Below are 21,939 nucleotides of genomic sequence, written 5' to 3' on the forward strand. Positions count from 1 at the left end.
GCACGAAAAAGTCGCTTTAATCCCGCTCTAATGGACAGCAATAACTACTTTCAAGAGCACTATCATACTTCACTCTCTTAAATGCTTGTCATTCTTGTCTCGTACGTGCATATAAATTATTGTAAATCATTCCATTGATTTTGAGAAGGTAGGAGAAGAACATGACGAGACAAAGCTTTTTAAAAGGCGCATTTATTTTAATGATAGCCGGCTTTATTACAAAAATACTCGGCTTTATCAACCGCATAGTAATGGCACGTATTTTAGGAGAAGAAGGCGTTGGTCTTTATATGATGGCCGTTCCTACATTCATTTTAGCAATTACATTGACACAAATTGGTCTTCCTGTCGCCATCGCAAAATTTGTAGCAGAAGCAGAAGCTGTGAACGATAAACAAAGAGTTAAAAAAATATTAACCGTATCACTAGCTGTTACATCCGTTATTAGTATCATTTTAACAATCGGAATTATGTTCCTCACGCCTATTTTAGCAAAAACATTATTAACCGACGAAAGAACGTACTATCCATTAATGGCTATTTTGCCCGTTGTCCCCGTTATTGCTGTTTCTTCTGTTTTGCGTGGTTACTTTCAAGGGAAACAAAACATGAAACCTAGCGCTTATGCGCAAGTTCTAGAACAAGTCGTCCGCATTACCATTATCGCTATATGCATCCAGTTATTTTTACCTTACGGCATAGAATACGCTGCAGCCGGCGCTATGTTATCAGCTGTTCTCGGTGAAGTTGCATCCTTATTATTTTTACTCACGTTATTTCAGCGAGAAAAACATTTATCAATACGCTCTGGATTTTTCACTACTGTAAAGGAAAGCAAAGGGACATTTTATTCTCTGATGGATATTGCCCTTCCAACTACAGGAAGTCGTTTAATCGGCTCCGTTTCATATTTTTTTGAACCTATTGTCGTTATGCAAAGCTTAGCAATCGCTGGTGTCGCTGCTTCTGTTGCAACCCAGCAATACGGTATATTAAACGGTTATGCATTCCCGCTTCTATCACTACCCGCCTTTATTACATACGCTCTTTCTACAGCGCTCGTCCCTTCTATTAGTGAAGCAATGGCAAAAAGACAACATAAATTAGTGGAGCACCGTTTACAACAAGCACTTCGAATTTCATTAATTACCGGCGGATGGTCTGTCGTTATATTATACGTATTCGCTTCTCCTGTTTTAACTCTTATGTATGGATCAGACAGCGCAACAGCATTCATTCAACTTCTTGCGCCTTGCTTTTTATTTCATTATTTCCAAAGTCCACTTACCTCTGTTTTGCAAGCTTTAAACTTAGCAAGGGCTGCAATGATGAATACATTTATTGGTGCCATCGTGAAATTAATCGTTATTTTTGTACTAGCATCAAGGCCAGAATTTCAAATGATGGGGGTTGCACTTGCTATCGCTGCAAATATTGTAACAGTAACATTTCTTCACTACGCTACTGTTTTAAAAAAGATTACATTTACCATTTACGCAAAAGACTATATTTTCGGCGGACTTGCCATCGGTATCGCAGGCGCCTTCGGTTTTTATCTCCATAAATATATTATTTTCTCTCATTCCCTTGGCATACAAACATTATGGGAAATCACTTTAACAACAATTGTTTATATCGTACTTCTCTTCACTTTCAAACTCATTCGAAAAGAAGAGTTAAGTCGTCTCCCTATCATTCGTAAACTTTCATTTTTGAAATAAGATGAAACTTTAATCAGTGGGGTAATCTCCACTGATTATTAGTTAAACCAATCATTCTTACTCTTTCAAAGGATAAATCTCTAATTTTCTTTTACATCAACAAAAAATTGTCCGTTTTGAAAACTACAGTATAAAATTTGTGTTACATCGTTATAACCTAAGTTTTTTAATTTCTCAATAAGCCATTCATCTGTATGCTCAATCATTTGTAAATGACTAGATTGAATTTCTCCATCAATAATAAGAGGAAGCGTAAACTGTAATGTATCTTGTTTATTTTTTTGTTTTTGAAAGACAGATAACTTCCCAGACGGTTCCAAAATAGCATATTCTACATCCCGAATATCTCCAACTCCTTGTTCCCTTAATTGCATCATTAAATCATCTATATTATACCGTTGCTTTCTCATCTTCTTTTCATCAATCTTCCCCGCGTTTACAAGAATAGCTGGCTCACCTTCTATTAAATGCCGAAAGCGTTGATACTTTAGGGAAATGACTGACAAAATAATTTGGATGCACATAAGAAAAGTCATCGGAACTAATTGATGCCAAAGTGATTTATCGGTATTTTCAATTGCCACTACGGCCATTTCTCCAAGCATAATAAATACGACTAAATCTAATACACTTAGCTCTCCTATCTCACGTTTACCCATAAGACGAAAAATAATTAAGATGATGATATACAAAAGCATTGTCCGTCCAATTATTGATATCCATTCCATTTCTACATCTCCTTTTTTACGTATAGACTCCCCTATAAAAAAGAAACTAGTCTAACTTGGGCAAAAGGAAAATATGCTTGTATTAAAAAGGGGGAATGCATAAATGGATGGAACGAAAAAATTATCAACTGCAATTGGCTTCGGTATTGTTACACTACTAATTCTCGCATCTATTACTAGTATGATTATGGCTCTTTTATTAAAGTTTACAAATATAAATGAAGGGACATTAACCGTTACTATTTTTATACTCGCTCTTTTATCTATGCTTATGTCTGGATTTACTGCCGGCAAAAAGGCTCAAGGAAAAGGTTGGCTAGTAGGTTTCACAACAGGGCTCACATTCACTATACTCGTCTTTTTAGTTAACTATTTAGGCTTTTCTCAAACCTTATCGAACTCACAATTACTTTATCAATTAGCATTAATGGGGGCGAGTACACTCGGTGGTATTTTCGGTGTAAATATGTCAAAGCAAAGTAACTAAAAAAGGCCCTGCACATTTCATGCAGGGCCTTCCACATTAGTTTTTCACAACTTCACGAATCGCATTGCGATCGAAAGTTAAGTGTGAACCACCAGATTTAATAACGATTTTCGTCTCATCTACTGATTCGATTGTACCGTGTAAACCACCGATTGTTACGATAGCATCACCTTTTGCTAACTCACTTTGCATTTGAGCAACTGCTTTTTGACGTTTTTGTTGCGGGCGAATTAATAAGAAATAGAAAATCGCAAACATCGCAACGATCATAACGATATTCATCATACCTGCATTCATCTTTTGTTCCTCCTTTTAAATTATGTATTAGAAGTTTTTAGCATTCGGTTTATTAAAGCCATACTGTTCAAAGAACTCTTCGCGGAAATCGCCAAGACGGTCTTCACGAATAGCTTGTCTCACCTGCTCCATTAAGTTTAACAGAAAATGAAGGTTGTGATAAGACGTTAAACGAATTCCGAACGTTTCATCACATTTCATTAAGTGACGAATATACGCACGTGAGTAGTTTTTACATGTGTAGCAATCACAGTTTGGATCAAGCGGACCGAAGTCTCTTGCGAATTTCGCATTTTTTACAACGAGTCGACCTTCACTTGTCATACATGTACCATTTCGAGCGATACGAGTTGGAAGTACACAGTCAAACATATCAATACCACGAATTGCACCATCGATTAATGAATCAGGAGAACCTACACCCATTAAGTAACGAGGCTTATTATCTGGAAGAAGTGGTGTTGTAAACTCAAGTACACGGTTCATAATATCTTTCGGTTCACCAACAGATAAACCACCTACAGCGTAACCAGGGAAGTCCATTGAAACAAGGTCTTTCGCACTTTGACGACGAAGCTCTTCGTACTCCCCGCCCTGTACAATACCGAATAAACCTTGATCTTGCGGACGTTCATGCGCTTTTAAGCAACGTTCTGCCCAGCGGCTCGTACGCTCTACAGATTTCTTCATATATTCAAAAGTAGCCGGGAATGGCGGACACTCATCAAATGCCATCATAATATCCGAACCTAATGCATTTTGGATTTCCATCGCTTTTTCTGGTGATAAGAATAATTTATCTCCATTTAAGTGATTACGGAAGTGAACGCCTTCCTCTTCAATACGACGGAAGTCACTTAAACTGAATACTTGGAAACCACCAGAGTCTGTTAAGATTGCACGATCCCAGTTCATAAATTTATGCAAGCCGCCTGCTTCACGAATAATTTCATGACCTGGACGTAGCCATAAATGATACGTATTACTTAAAATAATGCCAGAATCCATTGCTTTTAATTCTTCCGGTGACATTGTCTTAACTGTCGCAAGTGTACCAACTGGCATAAATGTTGGTGTATCAAATGAACCGTGCGGTGTATGCACACGACCTAAACGGGCACCCGTTTGTTTACATGTCTTAATAAATTCATAACGAATTGCTGTCATAACTTACTCCTTTTATTTGTTTCTCATTTTAGCGTGTGATGCAACGAACATTGCATCACCGAAGCTAAAGAAACGATATTTTTCTTTTACTGCTTCATTATAAGCATGAAGTACATTATCTCTATTTGCAAATGCACTTACAAGCATGATTAATGTTGATTTCGGCAAGTGGAAGTTTGTAATTAAACCATCAATTGCTTTAAATTCATATCCCGGATACATGAAAATATCTGTCCATCCAGAAGCGGCGCAAAGCTTACCGTCATGATCTGTTGCAATTGTTTCTAACGTACGAGTTGATGTCGTACCTACAGTAATAATACGTCCACCATTCTCTTTCACACGATTTAATAATGCCGCTGTCTCTTCAGACATATGGTAATATTCTGCGTGCATATGGTGTTCTTCAATCGTGTCTGCAGAAACTGGTCTAAATGTTCCAAGCCCTACGTGAAGTGTAATGAATGCCAACTGAACGCCTTTTTGCTTTAACTTCTCAAGTAACTCTTCTGTAAAGTGAAGTCCCGCAGTCGGCGCTGCTGCTGAACCGATTTCTTTCGCATATACTGTTTGATAGCGATCGCGATCTTCTAGCGTCTCTTTAATATATGGAGGAAGTGGCATTTCCCCAAGTTCATCTAAAATTTCATAGAAGATGCCGTCATATGAAAATTCAAGCTGACGTCCACCTTGATCTGCAGTTCCTGTGCAAGTTGCTTTTAATTTCCCTTCGCCAAAAGAGATAACAGTTCCTTCTTTTACACGTTTCGCTGGCTTTACAAGCGTTTCCCACTTATCGCCTTCTTCTTGTTTTAAAAGAAGTACTTCAATGTGCGCGCCTGTATCTTCTTTCACACCGTGCAAACGAGCAGGCATAACTTTCGTTTCATTTAAAACTAAGCAATCCCCCTCATGTAAGTAAGAAAGAATGTCCGTAAAATGTTTATGCTCAATATCACCTGTTTCACGGTCTAACACCATTAATCTTGATGTTTCACGATCTTCTAACGGGACTTGTGCAATAAGTTCTTCTGGTAAATGAAAATCAAACAGATTTATATCCATAGCTATATCCACCTATTTCTTATTTAAATCGATTTATTATATACATAATAAAAGATAGTACAATACTTAACACAATACATGTAATGATAGGAAAATAAAAGGTAACGTTTCCTTTTTTCACAAAAATATCGCCTGGAAGCCTGCCAATGAACTTCCAAGCTAATCCAACAACGATGAGTAAGATCCCGGCTGTAATAAGCAGCTTTGGCATCTCCGTCATACTTTTGGTATCTCCATTCCGAAATGTTCATACGCAAGCGGCGTTACAATTCGGCCCCTTGGCGTTCGTTGTAAAAAGCCAATTTGTAATAAATACGGCTCATACACATCTTCAATCGTATGAGATTCTTCTCCAATTGTTGCTGAAACCGTTTCTAATCCAACTGGACCACCACGGAATTTCTCAATAATACCAAGCAGTAATTTATGATCAATATGATCTAGACCTAATTTATCTACTTGCAGTAGCTCTAATGCCATTTGCGTAATTTCCATCGTAACCGTTCCGTTACCACGAACTTGCGCGAAATCACGTACACGTCTTAAAAGACGATTCGCAATACGAGGTGTACCACGAGCACGTCTTGCAATTTCTAATGCAGCTAACGAATCGATTTCAACTTCAAACACTTCTGCTGTACGTTCAACAATCGCAGAAAGCTGATCTACTGTGTAGTACTCTAACCTTGAAAGTACACCGAAGCGGTCACGAAGCGGTGCCGATAATGCTCCGGCGCGTGTCGTTGCTCCAACTAATGTAAATGGCGGTAAATCTAGGCGTACAGAACGTGCTGAAGGCCCTTTTCCAATTACGATATCAAGGCAAAAATCTTCCATCGCAGGATACAATACTTCTTCAATTGATCTATGCAAACGATGAATTTCATCAATAAATAATACATCCCCTGGCTGAAGCGCTGTTAATACAGCAGCTAAATCTCCTGGTCTTTCAATCGCGGGACCTGAAGTTGTTCTAACATTAACGCCCATTTCATTTGCAATAATATTCGCAAGCGTCGTTTTACCAAGACCTGGCGGTCCATATAAAAGCACGTGATCTAACGTTTCTTCACGCATTTTCGCTGCTTCAATAAATACTTCTAAATTATGTTTCGCTTTATCTTGGCCAATATACTGACGGAGCGTCTGTGGCCGTAATGAATATTCTAAATCCGCATCTTCATATGCAGATTCCCCTGAAAGGAGACGTTCGTCCATTATACTCACCTCTTACCATTTAGTAAAAGACTAAGTGCCTTTTTAATATACTGATCCGTCGTTAATGATTCTTTTAATAACTCTGGTACAACGCGAGAAACTTCGCGTTCTGCGTATCCAAGTGCGCGCAGAGCTTCCAGTGCCTCATCAAGCTCAGCTGATGAACCTTTCTTCTCATCAAAACGTTCTGTGTCTGAGAATAAATCCACAAATGCATCTGGTACGACATCTGCTAGTTTTCCTTTTAAATCTAAAATCATTTGGCGTGCTGTTTTCTTTCCGACGCCTGGGAATTTCACTAAAAACTTCTCATCTTCATGCTCAATCGCTTGAACGACCTGTCCTGTTTGACCAGAAGCTAAAATTGCAAGAGCGCCTTTTGGCCCAATGCCAGACACGCCTAACAACTTTGTAAATAATAAACGCTCTTCACGTGTTTTAAACCCGTAAAGTGCCATAATATCTTCTCTCACATAATGATATGTATAGACACGGATTTCTTGCTTACTTCTTTGAAATACATACGGATTCGGTGTGAAAATTTGATAACCAATTCCATTATGGTCAATTACGACATATTCCGGCCCTACATACTCCACGTAACCTGTAACATATTCAAACAAAATACGATCTCTCCCTCTTAAATCATGTATTCCATTTTAACATATTTAATGATAGAAAAGCGAGACTGCCCCAACAAATGTTCTCCACTTGAAACTTCTGTTATTTTCCATTGACAGAAAGGTTAAAGCACCTTAATATACAGAGGTCGATAATGATTATCAATACTAATTAAAGGGGTTACATCAGGATGAAACGTAAGCTATTTATTTTATTTACTATTATGCTTGTTGTTCTTTCTATCGTTGGCTGTTCTTCTCAAAAAGAAGAATCAAAAGCAAAAGAACAACCGAAAACAAAAGTTGTAAAACATGCTAAAGGTGAAGCTACAATTCCAGTAAATCCAAAGAGAATTGTTGACTTATCTGGATCAACAGAAGAACTATTACTTCTTGGACACAAACCTGTTGGTACAGCAAATACATATAAAGATAAAATCCAAAATCACTTAACAGACAAATTAGATGGAGTAAAAGCAGTTGGTTGGTACTGGGCACCTAAAGTTGATTTAGAAGCTGTTACTGCTTTAAAACCAGACTTAATAATTTTAAACAACCGTCAATTAAAAATTTATGATCAACTAGAAAAGGTTGCACCTACAGTTGTTCTAGAAACAAACTTAGAAGACTGGCGTGGTAAGTTTAAAGAAGTAGGTAAGCTATTTGACGAAGAGAAGAAAGCAGACAAATGGATTGCAGACTACGATAAGAAAGCAGACTCTTTATCTAAAAAAATTAAAGAGAAAACAAAAGATGAGAACTTTATGTTCGTTGCAGTTACACCTCAAAACTTCCGTGTATACGGCAGCTTCGGATACGGTGACATCATCTTTAACGACTTAAAACTTCCTGCAACAAAAGGTACAGATTTAAAACAAACGATGGCGCAAGTATCACTAGAAGGTCTAGTTGCATTCCAGCCTGATCAAATGTTTATTGTAAACTTCGGCGGCGAAGCTGATAAAGTGTACGAAGACTACAAAAACAGTGCCGTTTGGAAAGACAATAAAGCAGTTAAAAATAATCACGTATATGAAGTATCAAATGAAGTCTTCAATACGAAAGCATTCAATCCAATTGGAAAAGATATGCTAATTGATGAAATCGCAAAAGAAATTTTAGCTAAAAATAAGTAAGAAAAAGCAGCTCACCATGAGCTGCTTTTTTTCTTATTTTGCACTGCGTATTGTTTCATTTTTTCAATCGTCTTTACAAAACCTTCTTTTGATTTAATCCGAATACCACGCTTCAATTTCGCACGCTCATAACTCTCAAGCTTTTTCATATCAATTTGAAAGAAAGAATGGATCGCATTATCACTTTTTGGCACACCTTTGAAAATTTGTAATATCCCTTCCTCTGAAACACCAAAATATCCGCTCGTTTTCAATAACGGAGAAATATCATCAACTTTCTTTTGTAATACGATTTGTACATCATCACGATCAACAAGTTGCCATTCTTTATATTGCTGTAAAAACTTTTCTAAATCCGCTACTTTTTCTGTAAGTATTTCCTCACTTACTTCTCCATCAACATACATACGCTCTAATAAAATTGTAACCTCAGGTTCTTTTTCCGTTACTTCTGGTACTGGCCCTTCCGCCTTCACATTCGTTTCATAAACGAAACAAAACATCATAACGAAAGCTTGCATCGCAATCAGTATCCATTTCATTTCCGTTCACCTCTTTTAGGCAAGATCATACTTTCATTAGTAGTTTTTCCGGAAATGGGGGTTTTATCCATATTACATTTCTTTCGAAAAATAAAAAATGCAGATAAGGGTTTACCTCATCTGCATGTATCATTTACTTTTATATAAAATGAAAGACGCCTGCAAAGCAGGCGTCTTGATGCGTTTACGGCGAGAGACCAGGCGACCACATTCGCGTGTTTAGCACTTAAGCATATCTCTCGTCTTACGTAAATTAGCTCATCGCTTTGTTAATATAACATTAATAAATTATAAGTGCAACATGTTTATAAAAATATTTTATTCCCTCTTTTATCCAACTGAATAATATGCAAATTATAAATTGATAAAAGTAACATATATGTTACAATTAATATAACAGCGAAATCATAATAAACAGGAGATGGATATTGTGAAAAAAATAAAGGATGAACGTCTCATTCTGAAAACATTAAAAAACATACGTATTACCTTTCTTTTTCAATCGCTTGGTATAATTGGCATTTTAGGCTATATCGGATTCACTGAAGGAATGGATCAAATTACGAGATCTCCATTATGGCTATTATTTATTCTTACAAGTATCGTCCTTAGTTATTTACAGTTAAGTGTTTCAATCGATGTAGAAGAAAGTGAAAAGGAAATAAAGTTAACTCCTTATTATAAACTTGTCTTCCGCTCCCTTATTGTAGGAATCGTTATGGCTATTATTTATATTATTTTCAGTCCAGAAAGACCACTGTTTGAAGCTATTTTAACAGGTAGTATTCTTTTCATATGCTTTTTAGTTTCTTACTCCGTTAGTTATTTTATTAAAAAACGTCGTTTACAAGACAACGATGAATAAAGAGGAAGGGCTCACCCTTCCTCTTTTGTTTTGTTATCGCACTGTACCAGTTAAACCGTAACGAATGTCTCGGAACATATTCACTATGTCACGATTAAAATCGTTTGTAACTGTACCGTTACGTAGACGCGTACTCATTGCATCGACACGAGTAAACATATCATTTCTTACAGAAACATATACGTTTCTGTTTCCAACTTCATTTGAAACCGCTTGACGAATTTCGTTCGCCATCGCCGTTTCATTTGTCACTGTGTTACGTGGTTTTACCGCAATCGCTACATCGTTTCCATATACAACTGTAGACACACGGTCTACGTTATTCATACGTTTCACACGATTTGTTATTCTTTCAGCTGTTTTACCATCATTGTTAATGTATGAATTGTTCATTGTAATATTACGAGTTGGATGCGGATTAGCAATTTGTCCATTGTAATTTACATCTCGATAATAATTGTATCCTGTATCGTTACGACCATTTCTATATGTTACATAATCTGTATAACGATCATTACGTGTCACATTATCACGATACTGGTGTGTATCATTATAAGATGTACGTTCGTAATTGTAGTTACGTCCATCCATTGCATTGTTATCTTTCGGTGTACCACATGCAGCTAATGCACTGGTAACTAACAAAGAAGCAGCAATCACTTTTACTTTCGTATTCAATACAAAAACCCCCTCTGTTAGAATGAGCTTCTCTACTGAAAAGCTCCCTCTTATGATGAGTAACAGAGAAGGTTTTTACACTGTTAATATTTCACTGGGAATTTTCTAGCACTTCATAAAAAAACTGCATTTTCTTAATTAACACGAATGCAAAAAAGGCGGGAATACTCCCGCCTTTTTAAACTTCTTCGTCCTCTTCTTCTGAAACGGGCTCTCCAAATACATTTGGTGGATCTGGTTGATAATACATCGTTCCTGGCTGTGGTGCATATGCAGACTGAGTTGGTTGATAATATAAAGGATTCGCATATTGCGGACCACCTGGTTGTGGACTATATAGTCTACTTTCTCCTCCGCATCCACAATCTTCCTCACCCTGCACAAGCGGCGGCATATTATTATCCATTGGCATCATATTCGGATTTGGCATAGACGTATATTGTGGTCCAAACGGCGCTCCTTGCTGATATGGCATTTGATATGGATTTGGTTGTTGATAATACGGATTCGGCGGCATCATGGGCTGTTGATACGGCATTTGATATGGCATCATATTCGGTGGTTGATTGTTATCCATTATCGGCATCATATTCGGCATTTGATTGTTATCCATAATTGGCATCATATTCGGCATTTGATTGTTATCCATAATTGGCATCATATTCGGCATTTGATTGTTATCCATAATTGGCATCATATTCGGTGGTTGGTTGTTATCCATAATTGGCATCATATTCGGTGGTTGGTTGTTATCCATTATCGGCATCATATTCGGCATTTGATTGTTATCCATTATCGGCATCATATTCGGCATTTGATTGTTATCCATTATCGGCATCATATTCGGCATTTGATTGTTATCCATAATTGGCATTATATTCGGTGGTTGGTTGTTATCCATAATCGGCATCATATTCGGTGGTTGGTTGTTATCCATAATCGGCATCATATTCGGTGGTTGGTTGTTATCCATAATCGGCATCATATTCGGTGGTTGGTTGTTATCCATGATTGGCATTTGAATATTTGGCGGTATGACTTGTGGAATAACTACATTTTCTTTCGATACATTTGGTGATACTATATTCCCTACGTTTTCTTTCTTTACTTGTGGTGACACTATATTCCCTACGTTTTCTTTCTTCACTTGTGGCGATATTATATTCCCTATATTCTCTTTCTTCACTTGTGGTGACACTATATTCCCTACATTTTCTTTCTTCACTTGTGGTGACACTATATTCCCTACATTTTCTTTCTTCACTTGCGGCGATACTATATTCCCTACATTTTCTTTCTTCACTTGCGGCGATACTATATTTCCTACATTTTCTTTCTTCACTTGTGGCGATATTATATTCCCTACATTTTCTTTCTTCACTTGCGGCGATACTATATTATTTTTTTTCGTTTGCGGAGAAATGATATTGTTAGGTTTCATTTTACTAATTTGAGGAGCAATTAACTCGCTGCCTTTTTTTATTACATCCGAAATTTTATATTCTTTTTTCGGTTTTATTGGTGGTTGTGGCGGTTGCGGTAATACATTTACCGAAAACTTCGTGTTTTCTTTTTCCGCCGGTTTTTGTTTTTCTATCACAGGTGGTTTTTGAATAACAGACGGTTTTTCAACTGGTTTCTCTTTTTGAATTGGCTGTTCTTTTTGCACCTCTTTTTGCGGTTTCACCTGTACTTCTTTTTGCGGCTTTACCTGCATTTCCTTCTGCGGTTTTACTTGCACTTCTTTTTGTGTTTGTTGCATAGCTGGCTGCTGTGTAATTGGTGCTGATTGATACGTAACTTCTTCTTCATCTTCTATTCCAAGTGGAGTTGGTGTTGCTGCAAATTCTTTTTGTTGCACTTCTTTTACGTATTGCTTTGGAGGCGCTGAACCTGCTCCAGCCTGTTGTTTCATGTGAACACTCTTGGATGGCACTTTAATTTTCATACCTGGCATGATTAAATCTGGATTACTAAGTTGTGTATTTGTTTTTTTCAACGTATCAAAATCCACTCCGTACTTTTTCGCAATTTTCCAAAGGGTATCCCCTTTTTGCACGATATGAATTTTCAAATTTTCCCCCTCCTGTATAACTTATCTATAAGTAACAAATCTCATGAAGTAACTCTTTCTAAATAACATTAACTTCTTTTCACTTTTATCACTTCTTCGATTTTCAATATCATTCGAAGTGGAATAAGCATAAAGAACCACAATGATTTCTTCAAAACAATGTATGCCCATTTTGTTCTTGTTATGATTATATGTATGAAAAAAAGCAACGGGAATACCGTTGCTTTACACACGCTCTAACATACGATTTAATGCAAGAACCGCTTCTGCCGTTACTTGTTTATCTACGCTAATAACGTTAATTTCTTCTCCTCTTTCTATCGTTTCAAGTACCCATAATAAGTGAGGCAAATCAATTCGGTTCATCGTTAAGCATGGACACATAAATGGATTAAGTGAAACAATTTCTTTATCTGGATGTTGCTGAATAATTCGGTTCACTAAATTCATTTCTGTACCAATCGCCCATTTGCTACCAGATGGCGCCGATTCAATCATATCAATAATATACTTCGTTGAGCCTGCATAATCTGAAGCAGCTACCACTTCATAGCAACATTCTGGATGTACAATAATATTCATATCAGGATGATTTTTTCGTACGCTCTCAATGTTCTTCACTGTAAAATTTTGATGAACAGAACAATGCCCTTTCCATAAAATCACTTGAATTTCTTCTATATCCCCATCGTACTCTAATGAATCTGTGTGTGGGTCCCATACTGCCATTTTATCTAACGGGATACCTAAATCGTACGCTGTATTTCTCCCTAAATGTTGGTCTGGTAAAAAGGCGAGACGCTCTTTTTGAGTAAACGCCCAAGATACCATTTGCTTTGCATTAGAAGAAGTTACTGTTGCTCCTCCGTTACGACCACAAAACGCTTTAATTGCAGCTGTAGAGTTCACATATGTTAACGGAATCATCGTATCTCCAAATAATTTCTTTAACTCTTTCCACGCTCTTTCTGTTTGTTCAATATCTGCCATATCCGCCATCGAACAACCTGCACGCATATCTGGTAAGATAACAACTTGATCATCTGTCGTTAACATATCTGCTGTTTCCGCCATAAAGTGTACCCCGCAAAACACAATATATTTTGCGTCTTTATTGCTCGCTGCAACTTGCGCAAGCTGAAGTGAATCCCCTGCTGCATCTGAAAATTGTACCACTTCATCTTTTTGATAATGATGCCCTGGAATGAATAACATTTTCCCCATCTTCTCTTTAATTTCACGAACACGCTTTTCCATATCTTCCGTTGACATCGTGTAATAACGCTCTGGTAACATCGTTTCAATTGGCTGTACTTGTTCTAAAATACTCATATACGTTTCTCCCCCTCTAAGCCACTTTCCTTACCCTTCAATATTGAAACTAATATCAAGTGCTTTCACTGAATGTGTTAACGCTCCAAGTGAAATATAATCTACCCCTGTTTTTCCGTATTTCGATAAATCTTCAATTGTGATGCCCCCTGAAGCTTCTGTAACGATAGCGCTTGGTACAATTTTCGAAAACTCCCGGATTTCATCTGGCGTACGATTATCGAACATAATAATATCCGCACCAGCAGCAACAGCCTCTCTCACCTGTTCCTCAGTTTCCGTTTCTACTTCTACTTTCACCATATGTCCTAACTTTTCTTTCACTGATGTAACAGCTTTTGTAATAGAACCAGCAAAAGCAATATGATTGTCTTTAATCATGACACCATCATATAAACCGAAGCGATGATTAAATCCACCGCCACACACGACTGCATGCTTATCAAACATACGTAGTCCTGGCATCGTTTTTCGCGTATCACAAATGCGAGTATGACTACTATCTAAAGCACGAACCGCTTTACGCGTCATCGTCGCTATTCCGCTCATACGCTGAATAACGTTTAATATAACGCGCTCTGCTGTTAATAACGATGCAATTGGACCTTGCACAGTTGCAATGATTTCGCCTTTTTCTACAAGATCCCCATCTTTTTTATAAAATTCTACTTCAATTCTCTCATCAATTAATTTAAATCCTGTTTCAATTACTAAACGTCCTGCAAAGACCCCTGTATCCTTCGCAAGAAACGTTCCTTTCGAAAGTAAGTTATCTGGAAAAATAAGCTGAGATGTTACATCTCTTTCTCCTATATCTTCTAAAAAAAATCGATTTAATGCTTCTTTAACTTTTATCGTGTTCATAAAGCCCCTCTTCCCCTCATCACACAAGTTGTCGTTTTCTCTTTACTCGAACAATCTCTTTCTTTCCTATATTTCTATCTGGATAATCACTCCGGTAATGCCCGCCAATACTTTCTTCTCTTTGCAAGGCTGACACAACTATAAGCTCACAAACCGTTAACATATTAATAAGCGTTATCTCTTCATTCGTAAGAACATCATGTTGTAATATCATATTTCGAACACCATACTTACTAAGCCATCTCTTCGCATAAAATAAACTTTGCTCTGTTCGCACAATCCCAACATATTTCATCATGCATTTTTGTATTTCTTCTTTCGTCGGTAAATGATTCAGAACGATAAACTTTGCTTCCTTTTCGGCTAGCATGTTCACATTTTCTTTTGTCTCTCTAGATAAAATGTGCCTTCCGATTCTTCCTCCAAACACAAGTCCTTCTAATAATGAATTACTCGCTAATCTATTTGCACCATGAACCCCATTACAAGCTACTTCCCCGACTGCGTATAGGTTCGGAATAGACGTCTCTCCATCACAGTTCGTTTTCACGCCACCCATGTGAAAATGAGTACCGGGCACGACTGGAATAAGGTTTTTATTTATATCGACTCCATTCGTTTTACATATCGATGACACGGTCGGAAAGCGTTGTTCAAAGTTTTGAATCATTTCGATGTTTAAGTACACTTTTTCACCCGCAAGTAGCTGTTCATGAATAGCCCTTGCGACTACATCACGAGGCGCTAAATCCTGTTCGGAATGTATATCCATCATAAAACGCTGCCCTTTGCCATTTATAAGGACAGCTCCTTCTCCGCGAACAGCTTCGGACACGAGGCCGGAACAACGCCCACCCACGTATAACATCGTCGGATGAAATTGTATAAACTCTAAATCTACAAGCTCTCCGCCTGCACGGTACACCATTGCAAGTCCATCACCTGTAATTGTCTCATCATTAGAAGTAAAGGCGTATAAACCGCCAATACCGCCTGAAGCTAACACCGTATAATCTGCATTGTAACGTTTCAGTTCTCCTTTATTGTTGCGAGTTAAAGCCCCAACACATTTATCTTTTTCTATAATAAAATCGAGCACCATTTCCTGTTCCACTACCGTAACGTATGGAGCTACTTCTTGAATAAGATGCTCTAATAAATTCTTTCCTGTTGCATCGCCACCTGCATGTAAAATACGACGTTTTCGATGCGCTCCTTCTTTTCCAAGATGAGGACCTGTTTCATCTCCATCAAATTTCATTCCTCTTTCAATAAGGTTATTAATTTCTTTCGGTCCTTCCTCGACTAAATAACGGACCACTTCTTCATTGTTATAATGACACCCTGCTACTAACGTATCTTCAAAATGATCATTAGGATTGTCATATGTAGCTACCGCTGCGGCAATTCCACCTTGAGCTAAATGTGTATTATTACTACGTTTTGTCTCCTTTGTGATAATAATCACATTCTTTTCGTGACAAATCTCTTTTGCAACACGAAGTGCCGCAACGCCACTTCCAATAATTAAGACATCTGCACTTGGCATAATTGTTGCCTCCTACTTTACACTTTTCAACTGTCTTGACACCTATATTTACATAGTTTTAAAATAATGACAAGAGTTTTTTTATAATTCTTATTTTCACTACCATTTAAAAAGTAAAAGAAATGTAACTCTTACTAGAGAGAGGAACTTACATGATGATATATCTTGACTATGCAGCTACTACACCTATGAGCGAGGAAGCGTTACAAACATATATGAAAGCAGCTTCGCAATACTTCGGAAATGAACAAAGTTTACATGATATTGGAGGAACGGCTTCTTCTTTATTACAAGTTTGCCGAAAAACATTTGCGGAAATGATTGGAGGCAAAGAACAAGGCGTATTTTTCACAAGCGGTGGATCGGAATCGAACTATCTTGCGATTCAATCACTTCTAAATGCCCGAAATAAGAAGCATATTATTACGACACCTATGGAACATGCATCCATTCGAAGTTATTTTCAATCTCTAAAATCAAAAGGTTATACGATCACTGAAATTCCTGTTGATAAAAGCGGACTCATTTGTTTAGTAGATTTAGAGGCAGCTATTACAGAAGATACTGTGCTAGCAAGTATACAGCATGGAAACTCTGAAATCGGAACCGTTCAAAACATTACAAAAATCGGGCCACTTTTAAAAAAATATAATGTTTTATTTCATACGGATTGTGTGCAAACGTTTGGTAAACTGCCTATCCATGTTTTTGAGATGGGGATTGATAGTCTTTCTGTTTCAGCACATAAAATATACGGACCAAAAGGTGTCGGCGCTTGCTACATAAATCCGCAATCTCGCTGGGAACAAGTATTTCCAGGAACTTCTCACGAAAAAGGATTTCGCCCAGGTACAGTAAATGTTCCCGGCATCGCATCTTTTTTAACAGCTGCTGAAAATATATTAAAAACTCAATGGGAAGAAAGTTTACGTTTTAAAGAGTTACGATCCTACTTTTTAGAGCAAATACAAACACTTCCGCTAGAAATTGAAGTAGAAGGCCATTCTACTTCTTGTTTACCACATATTGTTGGGGTTACAATAAAAGGAATAGAAGGTCAATATACTATGCTAGAATGTAATCGTCATGGTATTGCCATTTCCACCGGAAGTGCTTGCCAAGTCGGTAAACAAGAGCCTTCGAAAACTATGCTTGCAATTGGAAAAACGTATGAAGAGGCCAAACAATATGTCCGCTTCTCTTTCGGACAACAAACAACGAAAGATCAAATTGATACTACTATTCATGCACTACACACAATTGGAAATCAATTTTATAGAGGTGTTAAATCATAATGAAACAAAATGAACAAAAAAAGATTTTAGGTGAAGAAAGACGACAGCTTATCCTCCAGTGGCTTCTTGCTGCAAATGAACCGTTATCTGGGAATGAACTATCGAAAAAGACGAACGTAAGTAGACAAGTTATCGTGCAAGATATTTCCTTGCTTAAAGCACGAAACGAACCAATTATTGCGACTGCTCAAGGTTATTTATATTTAAAGCCACAAGAGAAGCAACAAACTTTCGAACGCGTAATTGTATGCCAACATAAACCAGCAGAAGTACGTCAGGAACTTACAATGCTTGTTGACCATGGCGTTACGATTAAAGACGTAAAAGTTGAGCATCCTGTATACGGTGACTTAACAGCATCCATTATGGTAAGCAATCGCTTTGATGTAGAGCAATATTTACAAAAAATCGAAAACACAAATGCTTCCTATCTTTCACAACTAACAGATGGTATTCACTTACATACAATCGAGGCAGATTCTAAAGAAAAATTAGATGCTGCTTGTGAGGCACTGGATAAAGCAGGATTTCTCGTTTATTAATGTAAAGCACAGAGTTTTTATCATTCTCTGTGCTTTTTTAATGCTATAATATTGTAATCAATCGTAAAGGAGATCAAATATGGGAATTGAACTCGTTCACTTTAGCATTGGCAAACCGAAACAAATGAAATATGGCGAAGATAAAGAAATGATAACAGGTATATGTAAAGATCCTACAGAAGAGGCCTTTCTCTCAAAAGACGGATTTCGTGGTGATGACGTAGCGGATTTAAAACATCACGGGGGACCTGATCGTGCCGTTTGTGTGTACCCACACGAGCATTACGCACTATGGGAAGAGGAATTTCAAACTACGCTTCCCGCTTCCACATTTGGTGAAAACATTACCGTAACAAATATGTTAGAGCATGACGTATGCATCGGAGATACATATCAACTAGGCGAAGCAATCATTCAAGTAACGCAAGCTCGCGTACCTTGTAGCACAATTTCAAAACGTCTTGGCATCCCTGGCATTTTGCCGCGCATTGTAGCAACTGGATTTACTGGCTACCTATGCCGTGTTCTTCAAGAAGGTACTGTACGTAAAGATTCTAAAATTACATTACTAGAACGTCAACCCGGCAATGTTTCTGTTTTGTTCTCTAACGAAATTTATTTTCATAATAGAAAAGATAAAGATGGCATTGAAAAAATTCTTGCTGTTCCAGAACTAGCTGATATTTGGCGTGGTCAGTTAGAAGATCGTCTTGCGAAGTTAAAATAAAGTGAAACTTTAATCAGCCCTCACCAATCGGGCTGCCCGGCAAATAGCGGGATAAAGAATCCCACCTTTTGCAGGTGGGATTTTATTAATCTATCAAAAAATATACTAGGCAATGAAATGATATGGACGATTAGGCAAATACAAATATTCCATCTACATCTTACAACCAATAAGAAGAATAACTCCCCAGTACAGTAACAGAAAAACCGAGTGCTTCAAGTTCCATCGTTACGCCTGGCAATAATACGTCATCGTATGCTTTATCGACATCGATTAAGAAAAAGTAATTTCCAAGACCTGTTTTCATCGGACGCGATTCGATTTTTGATAAGTTTAATTTTCTCCATGCGAAAGCTGATAGCACTTGATATAGGGCACCTGCATAATCTGCAGGTAACGTTATCATAAGCGTCGTTTTCTCTCCGCGGTTTTCTCCGTTATTCGGGAGTATTGCTTTCTTTTTCTTATGGAGCACTAGGAAGCGTGTATGATTATTTTTATGCGTATGAATACTACGTCTTACAATTGTTAATCCGTATTTTTCTGCAGCTGCTTCATTTGCAATAGCGGCAATTTTTTCTTCAGGATGTTCTTTCACATATTGCGCAGCGGCACTTGTGGATGTCATATCTCGAACAGTTACTCCTTTTAATTCTTCATTTACAAACTTATGGCACTGTGCAATGGCATGCGGATGAGAATGCACCGCATATACTTCATCCCACACTTCTGCATACTGCGGATGTACAAGTAAATGCTGCTGAATTGGTACTGTAATTTCTCCTACAATAGAAAGCGGCTGCTCATGTACAAGATAATCAACCGTTATATTCACTGAACCTTCTATTGCATTTTCTAACGGTACGACTGCGAAGTCTACATTTTCATTTGCAGCTGCATCTATACAATCTGGAATCGTTCGATACGGTACATGATCTGCTTCCGGAAAAAAACGACTCACCGCCATATTTGTAAATGTTGCTTCTGGTCCTAAATATCCTACTCGAATCATCGTCTTTTCCCCTCTTTTTCGTTTTCTTACTGTTATACCATACTTTTTTATATTCTTCTATGTAAATTTCGAATATTAAAAAAAGACTAGCATTTGCTAGTCTAAATGTTTCTTATATTCTCTTTGAGCGAAGAAGAAATAAATGATACATGCTACGATATAAAACAGAATGAACAAACCTACTTTTTTTAATGATCCATCCATAAAAAAAGTATTATGAAACGTATATAACGCAACTGCACTATGCATACTCCCTACTATAATTGGCGCAAAAAATAGCATACATAATTGCCAACGAGAAATTTTCCATACTTCTTCCTTCGTCATTCCAAGTTTAGAGAGTGCACCATACTGCTTTCGGTCCGATGCAATATTATGGAACCATTTAAAATACACGATACTACATGAAGTAAGAAAGAATAATATACTAATAAACGAGCCCACAAATAGAGTAATATCGCCGCCTTCTTTCATACTTACATATAACTCCATATTACTTCGAAATGCATTATTATTATCTTGTTTCATATGTTTCCGTAAATCTTCATTCAATTTCTTCGTCTTTTCGATATTTGATAATGTGTAGCCTCTATATATCATCTTTTCAGAATCAGGAACCTTATTTGCTATATTGTCAAAGTCTTCATCATTCATAACGAAGAACAGACCATTAATGTACGAAGGGTGATAGTTAAATTGAACCCCTTCTTTCTGACCGTTAAATACGAATTGATATGGTTGATTCATTACTTGCAATTGAATCTCTTTTTGATTATATACATTCGAATTATTGTATTTATTATAATAAACGAGTGTCACTGTATCTTTTTTAGGATGATATGTTTTCTGTTTTTGTTTCCTCGCTTCTTGGTTATAATCACTTTCTTTTATAAGCGGTGCTATTGTTGTTTCTCCTTTATTAGACTGAAAGGATGCATACACTCCAACAAAACTCATATATTGAAAATCATCATACCCATATTGATTCAGTAATTTTTCAACCGCACCTTCTTCAAAGACTTCATAAGTAGAAATACCTTTTTCTATGTACGAAAACGAGTGTACCCCTCCCGTTCGCCACATATCTTGCATGCTAGAAAAATACAAGAACACCGTACCTGTTGCCGTAACTACAAACGTCGTTGCCATAGACATCAGAAAGAAAAAGCGACCATTTTCCTTCATTCGATGTGACAATTGATTCACTATAAATAAATATGGATATGTATACATAATCTTTTTATTTCGCTTTATCATTTCTAACACTTGGGTAGCACCATGCGCGAAAGAAAAATACGTTCCCAAAAAGACAAGTATAGACACAGGGAAAAAGTATATTGCTATCGTAGCCACCGTCACTTGTAGCGCTAACGCATATCCTATCCCTAAACAAATAAAGCCGAATATACAAAGCCACTTTGATGTTTTCTTCTCTTTTTTATCTGTTCGAAATTCTTTCAATAACCGAATGATTTTTATATTCCATATACGTAAAGCACTTATAAAAGATAACAGAATAAAAACGACCATATATGTAATAAATGTTACACCAATCGCACTTACGTCAAATATAACAGGGAGTTCTTTCGGAAGCCCCAGTAACATACTAAACACCATGAAGAAGAGCTTTAAAAAGATCAAGCCCAGCCCTATACCGAAAATATTAGCAAAAATTCCAATTAATATTTGCTCGGTCATAATTACTCCTATTACGTTAGACTTCGTTGCTCCCATTAACATATATAACCCTAATTCTTTCTTACGTGCTTCTATGAAAATAGAAGTAGAGTACAAAATAAATATGACGAAAAAAGAAATAATTATAACATTACATATGATAAGTCCCCAGCGTACGTTTTGATACCACATCGTCTCTTGCATATACGGATGTACAATGACAGACATATATGCAAAAGATGCAAATATCGCAAAACAACTACTTAAGAAAAACACTTTATAATTACGCCAATTTCCTTTTATATTTTGCAGCGCTAGTTGCCGAATGTTCATCTATCGTCCT

General features: G+C 37.1%; 21 protein-coding genes and 1 pseudogene. 7 read left to right on the top strand and 15 right to left on the bottom strand.

The annotated features are described in order from the left end of the window. Positions 1 to 161 precede the first annotated feature (161 nt). Entirely contained in the window at positions 162 to 1,721 is a 1,560-nt protein-coding gene (spoVB, locus tag ACO6VI_RS00300) for a stage V sporulation protein B (protein WP_000198301.1), read from the top strand. 80 nt (positions 1,722 to 1,801) lie between these two features. Here the strand turns inward: spoVB and ACO6VI_RS00305 are convergent, their stop codons facing one another. Next, the gene (locus tag ACO6VI_RS00305; RefSeq protein WP_000454821.1) at positions 1,802 to 2,449 is read right to left on the bottom strand and encodes a DUF421 domain-containing protein; all 648 of its coding nucleotides are present in this window, start codon (positions 2,447 to 2,449) and stop codon (positions 1,802 to 1,804) included. Positions 2,450 to 2,552: 103 nt separating this feature from the next. Between ACO6VI_RS00305 and ACO6VI_RS00310 the strand changes: the two genes are divergently transcribed. Further along, complete coding sequence (locus tag ACO6VI_RS00310) at positions 2,553 to 2,936, top strand: TIGR04086 family membrane protein (RefSeq protein WP_000349148.1); 384 nt, start codon at positions 2,553 to 2,555, stop codon at positions 2,934 to 2,936. A gap of 36 nt (positions 2,937 to 2,972) precedes the next feature. Here ACO6VI_RS00310 and yajC read toward each other — a convergent pair whose 3' ends face one another. From yajC to ruvA, 6 genes are read right to left on the bottom strand one after another with little or no spacing between them, the layout of a single operon-like run. After that, positions 2,973 to 3,233 carry a preprotein translocase subunit YajC gene (yajC, locus tag ACO6VI_RS00315; RefSeq protein WP_000991115.1) on the bottom strand — a complete coding sequence of 87 codons (261 nt, stop codon included), beginning with the start codon at positions 3,231 to 3,233 and terminating at the stop codon, positions 2,973 to 2,975. Positions 3,234 to 3,260: 27 nt separating this feature from the next. Next, a complete protein-coding gene (tgt, locus tag ACO6VI_RS00320; RefSeq protein ID WP_000125365.1) occupies positions 3,261 to 4,400 on the bottom strand; it encodes a tRNA guanosine(34) transglycosylase Tgt in 1,140 nt (379 codons plus the stop codon). Between the two features lie 12 nt (positions 4,401 to 4,412). Then, on the bottom strand, positions 4,413 to 5,465 hold the full coding sequence (gene queA, locus ACO6VI_RS00325) for a tRNA preQ1(34) S-adenosylmethionine ribosyltransferase-isomerase QueA (RefSeq protein WP_000354014.1): 1,053 nt from the start codon (positions 5,463 to 5,465) through the stop codon (positions 4,413 to 4,415). Between the two features lie 19 nt (positions 5,466 to 5,484). Next, positions 5,485 to 5,685 carry a DUF2905 domain-containing protein gene (locus ACO6VI_RS00330; RefSeq protein WP_000138162.1) on the bottom strand — a complete coding sequence of 67 codons (201 nt, stop codon included), beginning with the start codon at positions 5,683 to 5,685 and terminating at the stop codon, positions 5,485 to 5,487. Then, the gene (ruvB, locus tag ACO6VI_RS00335; RefSeq protein ID WP_000344449.1) at positions 5,682 to 6,683 is read right to left on the bottom strand and encodes a Holliday junction branch migration DNA helicase RuvB; all 1,002 of its coding nucleotides are present in this window, start codon (positions 6,681 to 6,683) and stop codon (positions 5,682 to 5,684) included. Before ruvB ends, ACO6VI_RS00330 begins: the two co-directional genes overlap by 4 nt. A 5-nt stretch (positions 6,684 to 6,688) precedes the next feature. Next, positions 6,689 to 7,306, bottom strand: coding sequence for a Holliday junction DNA helicase RuvA (gene ruvA, locus ACO6VI_RS00340; protein ID WP_000464511.1), 618 nt, complete (start codon positions 7,304 to 7,306; stop codon positions 6,689 to 6,691). A 188-nt stretch (positions 7,307 to 7,494) separates the two neighbouring features. Here ruvA and ACO6VI_RS00345 point away from each other — a divergent pair, with 188 nt between their 5' ends. Further along, entirely contained in the window at positions 7,495 to 8,439 is a 945-nt protein-coding gene (locus tag ACO6VI_RS00345) for an iron-hydroxamate ABC transporter substrate-binding protein (RefSeq protein ID WP_000823606.1), read from the top strand. 11 nt (positions 8,440 to 8,450) lie between these two features. Here the strand turns inward: ACO6VI_RS00345 and ACO6VI_RS00350 are convergent, their stop codons facing one another. Further along, the gene (locus tag ACO6VI_RS00350; protein ID WP_000871172.1) at positions 8,451 to 8,981 is read right to left on the bottom strand and encodes a BofC C-terminal domain-containing protein; all 531 of its coding nucleotides are present in this window, start codon (positions 8,979 to 8,981) and stop codon (positions 8,451 to 8,453) included. Between the two features lie 430 nt (positions 8,982 to 9,411). Here ACO6VI_RS00350 and ACO6VI_RS00355 point away from each other — a divergent pair, with 430 nt between their 5' ends. Then, a complete protein-coding gene (locus ACO6VI_RS00355; protein WP_063548680.1) occupies positions 9,412 to 9,846 on the top strand; it encodes a hypothetical protein in 435 nt (144 codons plus the stop codon). Positions 9,847 to 9,879: 33 nt separating this feature from the next. Here ACO6VI_RS00355 and ACO6VI_RS00360 read toward each other — a convergent pair whose 3' ends face one another. From ACO6VI_RS00360 to nadB, 5 genes and pseudogenes are all read right to left on the bottom strand, one after another. Continuing rightward, positions 9,880 to 10,524: a YhcN/YlaJ family sporulation lipoprotein gene (locus tag ACO6VI_RS00360; protein ID WP_001093537.1), complete on the bottom strand. Its 645-nt coding sequence runs from the start codon at positions 10,522 to 10,524 to the stop codon at positions 9,880 to 9,882. Between the two features lie 1,917 nt (positions 10,525 to 12,441). Further along, positions 12,442 to 12,598: pseudogene (gene safA, locus ACO6VI_RS00365) on the bottom strand (SafA/ExsA family spore coat assembly protein); the annotation flags it as partial. Positions 12,599 to 12,823: 225 nt separating this feature from the next. Then, on the bottom strand, positions 12,824 to 13,930 hold the full coding sequence (nadA, locus tag ACO6VI_RS00370; RefSeq protein ID WP_161520057.1) for a quinolinate synthase NadA: 1,107 nt from the start codon (positions 13,928 to 13,930) through the stop codon (positions 12,824 to 12,826). A gap of 30 nt (positions 13,931 to 13,960) precedes the next feature. Next, a complete protein-coding gene (gene nadC, locus ACO6VI_RS00375; RefSeq protein WP_098840172.1) occupies positions 13,961 to 14,794 on the bottom strand; it encodes a carboxylating nicotinate-nucleotide diphosphorylase in 834 nt (277 codons plus the stop codon). Between the two features lie 19 nt (positions 14,795 to 14,813). After that, a complete protein-coding gene (gene nadB / locus ACO6VI_RS00380) occupies positions 14,814 to 16,343 on the bottom strand; it encodes an L-aspartate oxidase (RefSeq protein ID WP_098840171.1) in 1,530 nt (509 codons plus the stop codon). 152 nt (positions 16,344 to 16,495) lie between these two features. Between nadB and ACO6VI_RS00385 the strand changes: the two genes are divergently transcribed. From ACO6VI_RS00385 to ACO6VI_RS00395, 3 genes are all read left to right on the top strand, one after another. Then, on the top strand, positions 16,496 to 17,638 hold the full coding sequence (locus ACO6VI_RS00385; RefSeq protein WP_065229388.1) for an IscS subfamily cysteine desulfurase: 1,143 nt from the start codon (positions 16,496 to 16,498) through the stop codon (positions 17,636 to 17,638). Beyond that, positions 17,638 to 18,180 (top strand): transcription repressor NadR, encoded by a 543-nt coding sequence (locus ACO6VI_RS00390; protein WP_000812275.1) that lies wholly within the window; start codon positions 17,638 to 17,640, stop codon positions 18,178 to 18,180. Before ACO6VI_RS00385 ends, ACO6VI_RS00390 begins: the two co-directional genes overlap by 1 nt. A gap of 79 nt (positions 18,181 to 18,259) precedes the next feature. Further along, the gene (locus ACO6VI_RS00395; protein WP_023523107.1) at positions 18,260 to 18,907 is read left to right on the top strand and encodes an MOSC domain-containing protein; all 648 of its coding nucleotides are present in this window, start codon (positions 18,260 to 18,262) and stop codon (positions 18,905 to 18,907) included. Positions 18,908 to 19,067: 160 nt separating this feature from the next. Here the strand turns inward: ACO6VI_RS00395 and pheA are convergent, their stop codons facing one another. Together pheA and ACO6VI_RS00405 are read right to left on the bottom strand one after the other, a co-directional pair. Beyond that, complete coding sequence (gene pheA, locus ACO6VI_RS00400; protein ID WP_065229389.1) at positions 19,068 to 19,919, bottom strand: prephenate dehydratase; 852 nt, start codon at positions 19,917 to 19,919, stop codon at positions 19,068 to 19,070. A 96-nt stretch (positions 19,920 to 20,015) separates the two neighbouring features. Continuing rightward, a complete protein-coding gene (locus ACO6VI_RS00405) occupies positions 20,016 to 21,929 on the bottom strand; it encodes an ABC transporter permease (protein WP_065229390.1) in 1,914 nt (637 codons plus the stop codon). Positions 21,930 to 21,939 lie beyond the last annotated feature (10 nt).

Source organism: Bacillus sp. PSXD-155 (assembly GCF_049310765.1).
GTDB classification, from domain to species: domain Bacteria; phylum Bacillota; class Bacilli; order Bacillales; family Bacillaceae_G; genus Bacillus_A; species Bacillus_A cereus.

Bases quoted from the DNA above. Each gene is read 5' to 3' on its own strand.
- spoVB (WP_000198301.1), top strand. From the start codon at position 162: ATGACGAGACAAAGCTTTTTAAAAGGCGCATTTATTTTAATGATAGCC.
- ACO6VI_RS00305 (WP_000454821.1), bottom strand. From the start codon at position 2,449: ATGGAATGGATATCAATAATTGGACGGACAATGCTTTTGTATATCATC.
- ACO6VI_RS00310 (WP_000349148.1), top strand. From the start codon at position 2,553: ATGGATGGAACGAAAAAATTATCAACTGCAATTGGCTTCGGTATTGTT.
- yajC (WP_000991115.1), bottom strand. From the start codon at position 3,233: ATGAATGCAGGTATGATGAATATCGTTATGATCGTTGCGATGTTTGCG.
- tgt (WP_000125365.1), bottom strand. From the start codon at position 4,400: ATGACAGCAATTCGTTATGAATTTATTAAGACATGTAAACAAACGGGT.
- queA (WP_000354014.1), bottom strand. From the start codon at position 5,465: ATGGATATAAATCTGTTTGATTTTCATTTACCAGAAGAACTTATTGCA.
- ACO6VI_RS00330 (WP_000138162.1), bottom strand. From the start codon at position 5,685: ATGACGGAGATGCCAAAGCTGCTTATTACAGCCGGGATCTTACTCATC.
- ruvB (WP_000344449.1), bottom strand. From the start codon at position 6,683: ATGGACGAACGTCTCCTTTCAGGGGAATCTGCATATGAAGATGCGGAT.
- ACO6VI_RS00345 (WP_000823606.1), top strand. From the start codon at position 7,495: ATGAAACGTAAGCTATTTATTTTATTTACTATTATGCTTGTTGTTCTT.
- ACO6VI_RS00350 (WP_000871172.1), bottom strand. From the start codon at position 8,981: ATGAAATGGATACTGATTGCGATGCAAGCTTTCGTTATGATGTTTTGT.
- nadA (WP_161520057.1), bottom strand. From the start codon at position 13,930: ATGAGTATTTTAGAACAAGTACAGCCAATTGAAACGATGTTACCAGAG.
- nadC (WP_098840172.1), bottom strand. From the start codon at position 14,794: ATGAACACGATAAAAGTTAAAGAAGCATTAAATCGATTTTTTTTAGAA.
- nadB (WP_098840171.1), bottom strand. From the start codon at position 16,343: ATGCCAAGTGCAGATGTCTTAATTATTGGAAGTGGCGTTGCGGCACTT.
- ACO6VI_RS00385 (WP_065229388.1), top strand. From the start codon at position 16,496: ATGATGATATATCTTGACTATGCAGCTACTACACCTATGAGCGAGGAA.
- ACO6VI_RS00390 (WP_000812275.1), top strand. From the start codon at position 17,638: ATGAAACAAAATGAACAAAAAAAGATTTTAGGTGAAGAAAGACGACAG.
- ACO6VI_RS00395 (WP_023523107.1), top strand. From the start codon at position 18,260: ATGGGAATTGAACTCGTTCACTTTAGCATTGGCAAACCGAAACAAATG.
- pheA (WP_065229389.1), bottom strand. From the start codon at position 19,919: ATGATTCGAGTAGGATATTTAGGACCAGAAGCAACATTTACAAATATG.
- ACO6VI_RS00405 (WP_065229390.1), bottom strand. From the start codon at position 21,929: ATGAACATTCGGCAACTAGCGCTGCAAAATATAAAAGGAAATTGGCGT.